This window comes from Krasilnikovia cinnamomea, assembly GCF_004217545.1.
In the GTDB taxonomy this organism is placed as follows: Bacteria; Actinomycetota; Actinomycetes; order Mycobacteriales; family Micromonosporaceae; genus Actinoplanes; species Actinoplanes cinnamomeus.
This window is the reverse complement of sequence record NZ_SHKY01000001.1, coordinates 579752-593681: the sequence shown is the minus strand read 5'-3', so window position 1 is coordinate 593681 and position 13930 is coordinate 579752. Positions and strand designations below refer to the sequence as shown.

General features: G+C 71.9%; 15 protein-coding genes. 4 read left to right on the top strand and 11 right to left on the bottom strand.

The genetic code is table 11. The annotated features are described in order from the left end of the window. Positions 1-58: 58 nt before the first annotated feature. Genes EV385_RS02525 through EV385_RS33715 form a run of 5 tightly spaced genes read right to left on the bottom strand, consistent with a single transcriptional unit; the run spans position 59 to position 4906 of the window. A complete protein-coding gene (locus EV385_RS02525; protein ID WP_130507977.1) occupies positions 59-964 on the bottom strand; it encodes a DUF2637 domain-containing protein in 906 nt (301 codons plus the stop codon). After that, positions 961-3825 carry a BTAD domain-containing putative transcriptional regulator gene (locus EV385_RS02520; RefSeq protein ID WP_130507976.1) on the bottom strand — a complete coding sequence of 955 codons (2865 nt, stop codon included), beginning with the start codon at positions 3823-3825 and terminating at the stop codon, positions 961-963. Before EV385_RS02520 ends, EV385_RS02525 begins: the two co-directional genes overlap by 4 nt. 27 nt (positions 3826-3852) lie before the next feature. After that, positions 3853-4290, bottom strand: a complete 438-nt coding sequence (locus EV385_RS02515; protein ID WP_242625221.1) for a pilus assembly protein TadG-related protein — start codon at positions 4288-4290, stop codon at positions 3853-3855. A 17-nt stretch (positions 4291-4307) separates the two neighbouring features. After that, on the bottom strand, positions 4308-4766 hold the full coding sequence (locus tag EV385_RS02510) for a TadE/TadG family type IV pilus assembly protein (protein ID WP_130507974.1): 459 nt from the start codon (positions 4764-4766) through the stop codon (positions 4308-4310). Next, complete coding sequence (locus EV385_RS33715; RefSeq protein WP_165449370.1) at positions 4763-4906, bottom strand: hypothetical protein; 144 nt, start codon at positions 4904-4906, stop codon at positions 4763-4765. Before EV385_RS33715 ends, EV385_RS02510 begins: the two co-directional genes overlap by 4 nt. A gap of 331 nt (positions 4907-5237) precedes the next feature. On the opposite strand from EV385_RS33715, the gene EV385_RS02505 reads away from it, so the two are divergent. From EV385_RS02505 to EV385_RS02485, 4 genes are all read left to right on the top strand, one after another. Then, positions 5238-6329: a tyrosine-type recombinase/integrase gene (locus tag EV385_RS02505; protein WP_165449369.1), complete on the top strand. Its 1092-nt coding sequence runs from the start codon at positions 5238-5240 to the stop codon at positions 6327-6329. A 120-nt stretch (positions 6330-6449) separates the two neighbouring features. Further along, positions 6450-6911 carry a nucleotidyltransferase domain-containing protein gene (locus tag EV385_RS02500; protein WP_130507972.1) on the top strand — a complete coding sequence of 154 codons (462 nt, stop codon included), beginning with the start codon at positions 6450-6452 and terminating at the stop codon, positions 6909-6911. Positions 6912-7068: 157 nt separating this feature from the next. Continuing rightward, entirely contained in the window at positions 7069-7413 is a 345-nt protein-coding gene (locus EV385_RS02490) for a helix-turn-helix domain-containing protein (RefSeq protein ID WP_130507971.1), read from the top strand. Next, positions 7410-9089: a hypothetical protein gene (locus tag EV385_RS02485; protein WP_130507970.1), complete on the top strand. Its 1680-nt coding sequence runs from the start codon at positions 7410-7412 to the stop codon at positions 9087-9089. The genes EV385_RS02490 and EV385_RS02485 overlap by 4 nt, the downstream gene beginning before the upstream one ends. A gap of 58 nt (positions 9090-9147) precedes the next feature. On the opposite strand, the gene EV385_RS02480 is transcribed toward EV385_RS02485, so the two are convergent. Genes EV385_RS02480 through EV385_RS02455 form a run of 6 tightly spaced genes read right to left on the bottom strand, consistent with a single transcriptional unit; the run spans position 9148 to position 13930 of the window. Continuing rightward, positions 9148-9663, bottom strand: coding sequence for a TadE family protein (locus tag EV385_RS02480; RefSeq protein ID WP_130507969.1), 516 nt, complete (start codon positions 9661-9663; stop codon positions 9148-9150). Positions 9664-9671: 8 nt separating this feature from the next. Next, positions 9672-9863 (bottom strand): hypothetical protein, encoded by a 192-nt coding sequence (locus EV385_RS02475; RefSeq protein WP_130507968.1) that lies wholly within the window; start codon positions 9861-9863, stop codon positions 9672-9674. A 53-nt stretch (positions 9864-9916) separates the two neighbouring features. After that, positions 9917-10813, bottom strand: a complete 897-nt coding sequence (locus tag EV385_RS02470) for a type II secretion system F family protein (protein ID WP_130507967.1) — start codon at positions 10811-10813, stop codon at positions 9917-9919. After that, a complete protein-coding gene (locus EV385_RS02465) occupies positions 10810-11715 on the bottom strand; it encodes a type II secretion system F family protein (RefSeq protein ID WP_130507966.1) in 906 nt (301 codons plus the stop codon). The genes EV385_RS02470 and EV385_RS02465 overlap by 4 nt, the downstream gene beginning before the upstream one ends. Continuing rightward, positions 11703-13124, bottom strand: coding sequence for a TadA family conjugal transfer-associated ATPase (locus EV385_RS02460; RefSeq protein WP_130507965.1), 1422 nt, complete (start codon positions 13122-13124; stop codon positions 11703-11705). Before EV385_RS02460 ends, EV385_RS02465 begins: the two co-directional genes overlap by 13 nt. Further along, positions 13121-13930: a hypothetical protein gene (locus EV385_RS02455; RefSeq protein WP_130507964.1), complete on the bottom strand. Its 810-nt coding sequence runs from the start codon at positions 13928-13930 to the stop codon at positions 13121-13123. Before EV385_RS02455 ends, EV385_RS02460 begins: the two co-directional genes overlap by 4 nt.

Genomic DNA, 13930 nt, shown 5'->3' with positions numbered 1-13930 from the left:
CGTCCATCTGCGTCTCGCCACTTTCCATCGAGCAGCCGGGGTATGAGCCAGCGCCGTGTCACGCCGAAACCCTCGTGCGAGCATCATTGCCGGCTGCCTGTTCGCGGCGTAGCGCGTTGACCAGCTCGGACACGCGGTTGTTGCGGATGGCATTGCCGTTGCGGCGAAGGCGTGCGGCGAGGGCGTCCCGGCTGACCGTGCGTCCTTCGCGGACCAGCTCGTCGCGGGCGGCGCGGGCGGCCGGCAGCAGCGGCACGAGGTCCAGTGCGAGATCGGCACCGTCATCGCCCTCGTCGCCGTCGCCGGGTTCGAGGTCGTCGTCGGCTTCCTGCCTTGGACCGATGTCGTCGCCGGCCTCGCCAGGCGCGGCCCTGCTGGCGTCGACTGGGGCTGCGGCGTTGGCCGCCGGGTCAGGCGCGGCGCTGAGCGTCACGTGATGCTCGGGGGCGTCGCTCGGCTCGCCGGATGCGAAGGCCGTGGGCGCGGCTGCCACCGTCGTGGTGCCCGACGAGGCTGGCGCGGTCGCTGCCCTGCCGACTGCGACGACCGTTGCTGGGGCGGGTGTGGGCCTGGCGTCGCGGCGGTGGGTGGACAGTTCGACCAGCGACACCGAGGACACGACGATGAGGCCATCCACGGACAGCGGCAGGAGGTACGGGACGGTGCCGGTTTCGCCATAGCGGGCGACCACACCGGCCATGTGCCAGTACGAGATCCAGGCGGCGATACCGGCGATGGTGGTGGTAGCGCCGAGGCGCAGGATGCCGAGGCCCTTGCGGTACAGGGGAATGCGGGAGACCAGCTCGACGGTGATGAGTAGCGCGAGAGGTGGCCACGCGGCGATAGCTTGGGAGATCGGGTTGTCGCGGGCGTGCAGGATGTTCGCGGTGACTGAGGCGGCCACGCCGAGGGTGAGGGTGGCGCGGACCGCCCACTGCAGCCGCCGCAGCCGGCCCGGGGTCATCGGCGGCTTCCGGTGGTGGTGGGGCGTAGTTGGCGGTCGGCGACGCGGCGGGTGGCCTCGGACGGTTCGGTGTCGCCGAGGTCGGCGAGGCGTTCCTCGAGGCGGCGCAGGGTGCGCCGCACGGCGTCGGGGCGTCCGGCGCGGCCGTGGATGCGCATGATGCGCTGGTACAGCTCCTCGTTGACCGGATCCAGGTCGAGGGCGCGTTCCAGGGCGGTGACGGCCTGGTCGGGGTGCTCGGCTTCGAGGATCTCGGCGATGCGGGCGTGCACGGACAGGATTTGGTGGCGGTAGGTGGTGGCGTGGTCGGTGATCCAGGTCTGGTCGTGCCCGTCGGCGAAGTCCCCGCCGTACAGCTCTGCCGCCTGCCGGAGCAGGGCGAGGGCGGTCGTGTCGTCGGTGGCGGTGTTCGCGGCCTTGATGGTGGTGAGCATCTGCCATAGGTCCACGCCGATGAGGTCGGGGTCGAGGCGGTAGCGGCTGGTGGCGGCGTCGTGGTTGACGAACATGGCCTCGGTGGCGCCGGTCGCCGGGCGTAGGACGCGGCGGATGGTGCTGATGTCGGTGCGGATGCGGTTGCCTGCGGTGCGCAGGTCGGTGTCAGGGTGCAGATCGGCAGCGAGCTGGTCAAGGGTCCGCCCGGACGGGTGTACGGCGAGGGAGGCGAGGACGAGGTAGGAGCCGCGGCGGATCCCGGTCGCGACCGGCCCGGCCACCGTTTCGACCAGCAGCGGGCCGAGCACCCGCAGCCGCACCAGCGGCGGCACGTGGGCGGGCTGCACGGGAACGGGCTCGTCCGCATCGCCCGCCGCCTCGTCCGCCGCCGCGGTCGTGTCGCTCGGGGCGGGGTCGAGGTCGATGTCGTACCCTATCTCCGGTCGGGCCGCGGCGTCGGTGAGCATCCCGAGGACGGCAGCGAGATCGGCGGCGGTGAGGGTCGACAGGCGACGCACCCCAACCCCGTCGGTGGTGCCGTCGGCGGCGATGTCGGCGGTGAGGGCGCCGTCGAGGCTGCCGAGGATGACGGGGTACAGGTCCAGCGCGTCACGGTGGGCGCCGACGGCGAGCAGGCGGGCGGCGTGCCGGGGTACCGCCTGGATGAGCAGCACGTACGGCGGTTGCGCCTCGGCGTGGTCGGTACGCGCATTCAATGCGGTGATGCTGTCGGTGTCGAAGGTGTCCAGAAGCCGGCGGCGGACGATCATCTCCTCCTCGGCATGGGTCACCGCCGCTGCCGTGTCGTCGAGGACGATGAGACGTTCCCCGTCGTAGCTGGTCGCGTCAGGGTCGAGGCCGCGCAGCGGCACGCCCTCGGGCAGGAGCCGGGCGAGGATCTCGGTGGTGGCGACGACCACGGGTCGCCGTTCCAGGATGTCGGTGGTGCCGGTGGCGAGCACCGACGCGAGTAGAGCGCGGGCGGCGGCGTCGGCTCCCGTGCCGGTGAGGGCGAGTGCGGGGCCGGGCAGGTCGAACAGGCTGACCTCCGTCCCGGCCTGGTTGGTGCCGATCGGTGCGGCCACCACCGGGGAAGCTGGCCGGTGCGGGTCCTCGTTCTCGGCAGGCAGGTGGCGGGCACCGGCCGCGTCCGCCACGGCGAGGGCCTCGGGCACCGGGGCCGGCTGCGGCGCGAGACGCGCGGAGATGGGGAAGGTGAGCCGGGCGCGGCGGCGCCGCTGCAGGCGCAGCAACGACGCGATGGCGGCGATCAGCGCGGCCAGTCCGCCGCTGACCCAACCTTGCGAGGGAAGGCTGATCCCCGCCCGGTCGTCTTCGGTGTTCGGGCTGCTGTCGTGTTCGGCGGTCTCGGCAGCCGAGACGCCCGTCGACGGTGACGCGCTGGCCGACGGTGACGCGCTGGCCGGTGGGGCGGTGGCCGGTGGGGCGCTCGGTGTACTGGCCACCGGGGCGGGGGAGGTGTGCGGTGCCGCACCGCCTGACACGGGCTCGGTGACGTGTTTGCCGGAACCGTTCGCCTCGGCTGGGGGTGGCGTCTTGCCCGCCGAACCCGGCGGCGTGGGTACGGTGTGACGGGCGGGCAGGGCGAGCGTCCACCCGATGTGGATCTCGTCGGGGTCGGTGAGGGCGTAGCCGTTGGCCTGCTGGTGGCCTCGGTTGAGTGTGTAGATCTCGCGCCAGCGGTGCGGGTCGCCGAGCTCGTCCTTCGCGATGTCCCACAGGTTGTCCCCAGCCTTGACCCGGTGCACCCCGCCCGGGGCATCGCGTGCCCATGCGGGTACTTCGCGGTCGTGGTGGTGGCCGTTGGCGGCGTGCACCGGTCGTGCCATGGCGGCGTCGGCGTGCACGGTGATGGCCGGGCGCGGCCCGGTGTGCGCGACCGGGGCGTCGGCCACCGGTGCGGCGACGGGTGCGACGGCCGCGGCCGGGCGACGCGCGGCGGCATCGGCCGCAGCGGCGGCGGTCGGGGTGCCCGCGCCGGTGGCGGCGCGGGCGGCGTCGAACAGCACCGCGCCGACGATCGCGCCGACCAGCACGGCGGCCACCCAGCGGATCGGGCCGCGCCCGCTGACCGGCGGCCGGGGCTGCCCGCGCCGGGCGGCGGCGGCGTCCGTGCTGGCCTCGAGGACCTCGACGATCAGATGCCGGACGAAGACTGCCCACAGCAGCCAGCCGATCGTGGCCAGCAGGGCGAGGATCATCTGATTCGACCAGGGGCTCGTCACCGCCCCCGACACTTCGGCCGGGCCGGGGATCTGGGCGAGGTGCGGCCAGCCGAGCCAGCTCAGCGGCCACCCGGCCGAGGCGGTCAGCAGCCACGGCACCCCGGCGGTGAACGCGGCCAGGACGGCGAAGGCGGTCAAGGCCCGCAGCAGCCGGCCGACCGTGGCGAGGGCGCGCCTCATGCTCGAACCTCCTTTGTCGAGGGCGGGTCAGGCGTTCGGACCGGTCACGCCGTGCACCGCGGTCGCCGTGGCCGAGGCGGTCACGTGCAGGCTGCGCACGCCGACGAGGTGCAGGATCTGCGTGCGGCTGTCGCGTCGCACCGTGACGGTGACGGTGGTCGCCGTCGCCGTCGCGTCGCCGGACATTCCGGCCGAGGCCAGCCACGACCGGGCGGCCGAGACCGCGCGGCCGGTGTCGAGGCGGGTGATGCCGCGGGTGCGGTAGGCGTTGAGGTCGAGCTGCTGCGCTCCGGCGCGCGCGGCGGATTGCGCCACGTCCAGGGCCTGCACTTTCGCCGAGATCGCGAGCCCGGCGTCGAGGACGAGCCCGGCGACCGCGACCAGGGCCACGCTGAGCAGGCCCACGAACGGCGTGACCTGCCCGCCGTCGACGCCTCCGGCACGGTGACAGACCCAGCGGGCCACAGCGGTGATGCGGCGCTTCACGGAGTGCCTCCGATCCATGCGTCGATCGGGGAGGTCGCGCTCGATCGGACGACGCGGCTGCCCGGCACCCCGAGCAAGGTCAAATCTGATAGCCGGACCCGGCACGAGATCGTGACGGTGACTGCCCCGCCCGGCCGCAGCCCGCCCGTGCTGACCTGCACGTCGGTCGACTGGCAGGTCACACCTCGGGCGGCGAGGCTGGCGCGGGCGGTGCGCTCCGCCCCGGCAATTGCGGAGCCGGGGGTCCGGGCGATCGAGCCGGAGCGGGCGCCGCTACTGGCGGCGGCGTCCACGTCGATCTGCGCCGCCGCCAACCGGCCACACAGCACCACCAGCAGCAGGAGCATGATCAGCAGCGGGGTGAGCAGGGTCATCTCGGCGGTACTGGACCCGGCGTCCGGGGTCGCGGTCAGCATCCGCCACCGGGCGGTCAGGGCAGCGCGTACGCGGCTCATGTGAACAGCCAGACGGCAAACAGGCTCTCGGACACCACGGCGACGACGAGGAGGGCGATGAGGAACGGCCAGTTGAGCCATCGCGGCGGTTGCCCCTTGACCGAGTGCGCCCGTGCGATGTCCCACTTGGCGCGCAGCATTTCGGGGGTCTTCGGCCAGCAGCTCCCGGCAGTGGGGGCCTTTGTCGGGGTCCTCGGCGTCGGCGACGATGCCCGCGAGGTAGGCGGCGTACAGTGCGTCCTCCGAGTCGGTGTCTGGCAGGCTGGACGAGGCTTCGGGGTGCAGGGGCGTCATGGTTGGCCTGCAGGACATCCCGTGAGTTCGTTCTCCGAGGTTCTTCGCTGACAGGAGTGTTCTTCCTGGTGCACGGCGTCTCGACTGCCTCGGTCCAAATTCCGATGAGACATTGAAATTCCTGAAGGTTGCCGGGTATCTTCGTGGCTTCGTTGGTCTCGCTGAAGCGGAGTGCTCATGGGTCTGGCGGTGGTGCGCTCGATCGGGTCCGCGGAGCGGTTCAGGAACCCGTCGCCGCAGGCGATGGAGGAGCTTGAGCAGGAGCTGGTCGACCAGTACGCCCTCGCCGCGGTGGGCGCTGGTTTGACCGACGGCCACATCGCGCAGGAACGCTCGACCGTGTTCGAGTTCCTGCGCTTCCTCGGCCGCCCCTTGTGGACCGTCGGACCGCAGGACGCCGACCGTTTCCTGGCTCACCAGCGGCGCGAGCGCGGCAATGCGCGCAGCACCGTGCAGAGCAAGGCGTGGACGTTGGCGCGGTTCTACCAGTTCGTCATCGACCGCTACCAGGGCGACATCCACACCCTGACCGGCGCCGTGGTCGTCCAGCCGGTGGACGAGTTCAACCGCCCGGCGAAGGTCGATCGCGACACCGTCCGCGTCCCCCCGCCGGAGACCGACGTGGCGGTGCTGTTCGACGACTGGCGTGACGCGGTGCCCTCGGCTCGCAAATACCTTCCCGCGGCCCGCGACTACTTCGCCGCGTCGCTGTGGCGCCGCGCCGGACTGCGTATCACCGAGACGGTGCGGCTTGACATCCGCGACTGGCGTCCCGATCTCGGCGAACACGGCCGGCTGCATGTGCGGTTCGGCAAGGGCAGCATGGGCCGCGGCCCGAAGCCGCGGATGGTGCCTGCGATCAATTCGGTCGACCAGTTGATGTTCTGGTGGCTGACCGACGTGCGCGGCCAGTTCAGCGACGACCCGACCGACCCGGACGCGCCGCTGCTGCCCAGCGAACGCTACGACCGGCTCACCGGCCGCTGCACTCGTGTCGGCGACGACGCACTGCGCTCCGGATTGGCGCAGGCCGTCAGGCGATGGCTGCCCGCCTGGACGGGACGGCTGACCCCGCACGGGTTGCGTCACCACTGCGCCTCGGCGCTGTATGCCCGAGGCATGGACCTCAAGGCCATCCAAGAATTGCTCGGGCACGAATGGCTGTCCACTACTACCCGATATATCCACGTTCATAACGACCATATCGACCGCGCGTGGGCTGCCGCCAACCAGCGCGTCGCTGACCGATTCACCGGCCAAGGGACGTAGTCCGGTGTGCTCAGCGAACGGCTCCGCGGGCTCGAGTTGCGGCCCAGACCAGACCGAGTCACCACCCAGTTCCAGCTCAGCGCCGACTCCAGCCATCACATCAGCCAGGGAGACAGCCTGATGCACAACGACCAATCGGCTACCCATGAACCGACCGCACTCTCGCCGGAGCGTGTCGCCGAAGTAGACGAGATCATCGGCCGTGTCACGCGGTGGGCCGCACACCGCACTGACGTTGTCGGCCTGCTCCTGGCCGGCTCCTACGCCCGAAACGCGGCCCGGCCCGACTCGGACATCGACCTCGTCCTGCTCACCACCGACGAGGTCCGATACGTCGACAACACCTGGGCGCACGAACTGGCCATCGGTGACCTGATCCGGGTGCAGTCCTGGGGTGCAGTCACCGAACGACGCTTCTGCACCTCCTCCGGCCTCGAGGTCGAGATCAATATCGGCTCGCCAGACTGGGCCAGCATCCATCCGCTCGACGCCGGCACCCGTCGAGTCGTCACCGATGGCGCCCGCACTCTGCACGACCCCACCGGCGCGCTCGACAAACTGATCCGCGCCTGCCAACCCTGACGACACGACCAATCGGCAGTCATGGCAGGACATCCGTTCAGGCAGTTGGAGCATCTGACGTCGCCGGAGCTCATCCACGACAACCACATCGACCGTGCGTGGGCTGCCGCCAAGCAGCGCGTCGCCGACCGATTCGCTGACCAGGGAAGGTAGTCCCGTGCGCTGGAACCTGCGACTGCACGCCGCCCAGCAGGGCATCTGGAAGTCCACCGAGCTGCGCCGCCGCCTACTGGAGGCCGGGCTGGAGATCAGCGCCGGAAAGATGTCCGCGTTGTGGACCGGCACCCCGACCACGATCCGGCTCGACGACCTCGACGTCATCTGCACGGTCCTCGACTGCACCCCCGCGGATCTGTTGATCTGCGAACCGGAGAAGGTCGCCGCCCGCAAGCCCGCCGCCGAGGCGCCGGCGTCACGCGCCGCTTCGGGCGAGACCGCGGCCGACCGGACTGCGGCGGTCACGCCTCGGCCCGGCCGGCGCCGCTCCGCACCACCGGCATGAGTCCACCCAAGCTCTGTCCGGTCTGCCGCGCCAACCCCGTCGCGTTCACCAACCCACGCGTCGACTTCTGCTACCAGTGCCTGCCCGGCGGGCCGTTCACCCCGCCGCCCTGCCGCGCCTGCACCGCAGTGGACGGTTACTACTCCGCCGGGCTCTGCAGACGGTGCCACCCGGCCGCTCCGCAGCACGTCACCTCCTGCAAGCACTGCCTCGGCTGGGGCGTCACCCGCCACACCAAGTACCTGTGCTGGGGCTGCGTCAACTGGCGCACCAAGAACACCTACGGCACCTGCACGGGCTGCCGCCGCCACGTCCCCGTCGACGAGCGCCGGTTCTGCCGGCTGTGCTGGCGGCAAGCCGCCATGCTCCGCTGGAGCCGCACCGGTCTGTCGCTCGCCGAGGCGAACAAAGACGGCCAGCAGCTGTTCATCGCGAACATGTTCAGCACACCACTGGCCGCACGCGGCTCCGCCTCCCGCACACCGATAGCCGTCGAGCCCCGAGCCCGCAGCACCGCTGCGCCGATCCGACCCGTCGACCACGAGCAACTCGTCCTGTTCGACGCGCGCCGCAGCCTGCGTCCCGGCATCGTCCTGCCTCCACCGCCCGACCCGCACGCCGCGCAGGCACTCACCGACCTGCTGGAAGACCACGCCGCCCAACGCGGCTGGAGCCCGAGCACCTGCAAGAAGGCCCGCAGCGGCATCAACGCCGTCCTCGGCCTGCAAGACACCCCTGGCGCTCGCATCAAGACCAGCCTCATCCGCGATCTCGGCCCCACCGGCCGGGCCACTCGGTTGTTGCGCGAGTTCCTCGCGGGCATCGACATGCTTGACGACGACCTGACCCCGGCCCTGAAGACCTGGTTCGCCGGCAAGGTCATTGACCTGCCCGCCCAGATGCGTGCGCCTCGCAGCCGTGCCCGCAACCACGGCACCATCCGTTACAAGCTCAACGCAGCCCTGCCCACGCTGCACACCTGGGCCGGCGACGGATACGAGTCGCTGCGCGAGATCACCCGCCAACATGTCCTGGACGCCATCGCCGCTGCCGACGAAGGCGGGCCCCGCTATCTGACCGGCTCCGCGCTGCACTCGATCTTCCACACCCTCAAGGGACACAAGGTCGTCTTCCGCGACCCCACCCTGCACATCAAGCTCGGAGCCCCGCACACCCGCGGCCCTGAACCGGCCGACTTCGACGTCATCCGCGACGCCCTCAACTCTCCCGACCCCACCCGAGCCGCGCTCGCCGCGCTGCTGGCCTTTCACGCCCTGACACCAGGACAGCTGCGCAACCTGACGACCACCGACATCCGCGACCGACGGCTGCACCTCGACGGCCGCGTCATCCCGCTCGCCGAACCCGTCCTGATCCGGCTGGCCGCCTACCTCGACTACCGCACTGCCACCTGGCCGAACACCGCCAACCCACACCTGTTCATCCACAGGCGCACCGCCCTGGAACTCAAACCCGTCGGGGGACGCTGGCTCGGACTGCAACTCGGCACCGCCGCCCGCGGCATCCGCACCGACCGGATCCTCAATGAGGTCATCGCGACCGGCGGCGACCTCAAACGCATCTGCATCCTGTTCGGACTCACCCCCGCCGGCGCAGTGCTCTACACCGCCGCCCTGAGCCATCCCGACCTTGACCCCGGACCACGACAAGGCTGACCACACGCCAGTACACGAACCGAAGCCCTCAGCTACGCTCTTCACGGCCACCCGCCCTTCAGTTCCCGGCCGGCGATGCTTCAGAAATCTCGAACTCACGGGAAAATCCTGTCCAGCGCTCCACCGGGCGCGCGACGACCGTGCTGACCCGCCAGTGGATACCGGGGACGAGGGTCTCGGTGGTGCCGGTGATGTGGACGCGGACCTCGGTGGCGGTGCGGGTGACCGATACCTGCGGGTTCTTCAGCACCCCGGAGCCGATTGCGGCGAGGGTGTCGCGGCCGGCGCCTTGTCCGGCTCCGGCGCTGGATTGGTATGCGGCGGCGGTGCTGGCCGCGCGGGTGGCGGCGGCCTGGGCGATGTGGGTGGCGTGCATCCACACGCCGGCCTGGATGACGACCATGACGATGAGCAGCAGCAGCGGCATAGCGATGGCCAGTTCAGCGGTAGCGCCGCCCGCGTCTGGGCAGGCGGCGGCGCGCCGCCACCGGGTACGCAGCCGCCCGGCCGTGCCACGCGCCGGGGAGGCATGGCGGGCGGCACGGTGGTCTCGGGAGAGGGTCGCAGGGGGCATGGCAGCGCTCAGCCGAGGTTGATGCTGTTGGCCTTGGCGGTGACCTTCGCGGCGACGATGGCGATGACCGCGATGGCCAGCACCACGAGCAGGGAGATCACGAGAACGGCCTCGGTGGAGTAGCCGCCGTCCCCGGTGTCGCGGACGGCGTTCCAGCGGTGCCGGATCTCGGCGGTCAGGTAGCTCAGGAGTGCGGACATGGCGTGTGCCTCCTTCAGGATGCGGGCGGAGAAACGGAATCGGGGCGGGGGTGTTAGAGGCCGCCGAGGACGGCGGCCAGGGCGGGGTAGCCGAGGAAGATCAGGAATCCTGCGAACAGGGCGACGATGGGCAGCGCCATGCGCTCGGTCGCGGCGTTGGCCTCGCCTTCGGCGTCGGTGAGCTGCCGGTCGCGCATCGCCACCGCCCGGGAGCGCAGCGACGCGCGGACCCGGGCGCCTTCGGTGCCGGCCATGCTGACGGTCGCGGCGAGCTGCTGTAGCTCGGCGACGGCGAGGCGCTGGCCGAGGACGGCGAGGATGTCCCACGGTGGCACCCGCGTCAGCCGGGCTTCGGTGAGCGCGTAGCGCAGCTCCGCGTACGCCGGGCCGGACCCGACGGCGGCGGTCTCATCGAGGGCCTGGTCGACACCCGAACCGGCGGCAAGCGAGATGACCACGAGGTCCAGGAACGAGGAGAGGGCGTCGCGGAACGCCGCCCGGTACTTGGCCGCGTCCGAGCGGACGGACAGTTCCGGGGCCAGGAACCCGGCCACACCCAGCACCAGTGAGGCCACCATCGGCACCGCCACGCCCGTGGTGATCCCGGTGAGCGTGAGCAGAGTGGCGAACACCGGCGGCACGAGCAGCCCAACCACGGCGGCGGTGGTCTGCTCGGCGAGGTGCACGTCGACCGGCTTGTCCACCGTGGCTAGGTCCCGGCGGGTGCCCCGGGTGGGCAGGCCGAGGCGGCGCAGCCACCGCACCGCCGGACGGCCCCACCGCCCCGCCCACCCGGCGGCGGCCTCACCTGCCTCGGCCTGAACGCGGCGGGCGTGGACGTTCGGGGCGTCGAGCGCCTTGTCCAGCCGGGGCGGCCGAGGCAGCCAGCCCACGACGATCAGCCACAGGCCGAGGCCGGTGCCGACGCCGCACAGCAGGAACGCGGTCACGACCTCACCACCGCCTGCGCGTCCGCGTTCCCGGCGACGTTCTGCAAGATTCGGCTCGTGTCTCGGTCGCGCATCAACTGGGCGAGCCAGACGAACGCGACGGCGAAACACCCGCCCGCCACCAGCAGGACGAGCTGTCCCGTGGCGGTGTCGAACGGCGCCAGATACCCCTGGTTGATCAGAGTGAGGATCCCGGCCATCGCGAGGGTCACACCGACGATGACCCGGGCGCTGGTGCGGTTACGTTTCCGGCTGGCCGCGATGCGCTGCCGGGAGGCCACCTTCGCCCGTGCTGACGTAGCCAGCTCGCCGAGGACGTCGCCGAGCTGCCCGGCACTGCCGCGTGCGGCCATGAGCAGGCCGGCGACGACGAGGTCGGCGGTCGGGTCGGCCAGCTCGGCGGCGAACGCCCGCAACGCGACGGGCAGGCGCCAACTGCGCTGCAACCGGGTAGCGAGGCGGGTCACCTCGTCGCGGATCGCCTCGGGGGATTCGATGGCGCTGGTGGTGATGGCCTGCTCGAGCCCGGCCGCCCCGGACAGGTTGTCGCGTAGGGCTTCGGTCCAGGTGGCGATGGCGTCGATGCGGGCGACCCGGCGGGGGTGGTCACGGTCCGGGCCGATGATCGCCGGTAGCACCCACGCCCCAACAGTGGACAGCACTGCTGCGACCGGCCAGCGGGTCACCACCGCCACCACCACGCCCACGGCCACACACACCGCTAACCGGCGCCGGTCGACCGGGCCACGGCTCGCAGTGAACCTTGACAGCCACGCGTCCGGTTCGCGGTCCGCGGGCCCGTCGTCCCGGCCCGTCAGCCCCACGACGATCAGGACCCCCCCGAACGCCGTGCCGAGTCCGAGCATTGCCGCCAGGGGCACCGTCAACGTCACGACGCCCACCCCCCGCCCGGGGCGGTGCGGGCCTCGTCCAGCAGCCGCCGGTCAAACCCAGCACCGGCGAGGAGGCTCAGCAGGGCGGTCGACGGCGGGGCCGCCGGGACCGCCCGTCCGTCCGGGCCGGGCCGGAAGATCTCGTTTGAGGCCACCGACAGGCCGTCGGCGTCCACGACCTCGCGGACGGAGGTGACCACGCGGCGGTTGTCGGCGGTGAGGCCGAGGTGGACCACCAGGTGCACCGACTCGGAGACCAGCAGGTTCGTCGTGGCCGGCTCGAGGCGCTCCGGGGCCTGCGCTGCGTAAAGGGCCAGCTTCTTGAACACCCCGGCGCTGGAGGAGGCGTGGATGGTGCCCAACGAGCCGTCGTTGCCCTGGCTCATGGCGTTGAGCATCGGGATGACCTCGTGGCCCCGGATCTCGCCGACGATCACCCGGTCCGGTGACATCCGCAAACCACTGCGGAATAGCTCCGACATGTCGATGGCGCCCTCGCCTTCGACGTTGGCCTCCCGGGACTGCATCGGCACCACGTCCGGATGCAGGACCCGATCGGCGTTGAGGGCGAGTTCGTAGGTGTCCTCGATGGTCACGATCCGCTCATGCGCCGGGATCTGCGCGGCCAGCGCACGCAGGAGAGTGGTTTTGCCCGCGCCGGTGCGCCCGGCGACGAGTGTGTTCAACCGAGCGTGCACCGCGGCGGCGAACACCTCGCGCAGGACGGGGTTGAGGGTGCCAAGCTGTTCCAGGTCGGGGAGGGTGACCTTGAGGTAGTGGTGGCGGCGGATCGACAACGCCGGGCGCGGGGTGACCGACATGATGGCGTGCAGGCGGGACCCGTCCGGCATCTGGAGTTTCAGGATCGGCGCGGCCCGGTCCCAGCGGCGTTCCTCGGCGCCCTCGCCGCCGGTCTCGGCGCGGCCGGCGTCGGCGGCGAGGCGGCGGATCAGTTCCACCATCTCCGCGTCGGTGTCGGCGATTGGGGCGACCTGTACCCGGGTGCCGTCGGTGTAGCGGACGAAGACCTCATCGGCGCCGTTGGCGTGGATGTCCTCCACCCGCTCGTCGTTGAGCAGCGGCTGCAGCCCACCGGCGCCGAGCAGCATGTCCGCGGCCGCCCGGCCCACCCGTGACTCCGCGTCCGGGCGTAGCGGCGGACGGCCGGCGTTCATCTCCTCGGCCGCGTAGGCGTCCAGCGCGGCGGTGATCAGATCCCGGGTGGTCGCCTGCTGTTCGGCGGCCGTCATCACCCGGCCTGTGGCGCTCTCGTGTGTCCGGGTGGCCCGGGTCAGCCGTTCGGCCACCTCCCGGCGGATGCGCCGCACCACCGGAATCTCGGTGGCGTCGGCGGGCAGCTCGGGCGGGAACCCGTCACGGTGGCGGCCCAGCGCCCGGGGTTCGAACGGGTGACTCATTGGGAAGCCTCCTCACGAAAGTCCGTCGGGGTCGATGCGGTGCCGGGCAGGTGCGGTGCGAGGCTGTCGAGCAGACCCGTGTAGGCGCGCATCAGCGGCAGCCGCCGCCACCGCCGCCCCGCGAGCAGTTCCCCGCCGAGCACCGCAGCGGCCTTGCGGTCGGTCGGCAGCGGACCGAGGACGCTGACCGCGCCCGGGTCGCGGGCGAGTTCCTCCACCACGTGCCGGGTGAGCACGTCGGCGACCTCGGCGGCCGGGTACACGCCACCGGCGGCGAGGAGCACCACCAGGCGGCCCGCGCCAACGTCGACGAGGTCCGCCAGTGCCTCGCGCACGTGGGCGAGGTCGTCGGTGCGGGCGCGGGCCAGCACGAGGACCACGTCGGCCAGGCGCAGCAGCGGCCACGCCGCAGAGCCGGGAGTCAGCCGCCCGCAATCAGCGATCACGAGCCGCGAAGGCGTGGTCAGCACCGCCCGTCCGGCGCCGGTCAGCTCCGGGAGCGCGGCGCGGGTCTGTGCCCCGCCCGCCGGGGCCACCACCACCGGCACCGCCGCCTCCCGGATGACGGTCTCCTGTATCCCGGCGGTTAGCGCGTCCTCGGCCCGGGTGGCGCCCCGGGCGGCGGCGGCCAGGTCCACCACGCTTGGCGTAGCGGCCAGGCCGAGGCGGCGCATCAGATCCCCGCCCGCCGAATCGGCCTCCACCACCACCGGCCGCGCCTCCTTGTGGGCGGCGGCGGCCAACCCGAACGCGGTGGTCGTCGCACCCGGACGGCCCTTCACATACGCCACAGCGATGAGGGGCAT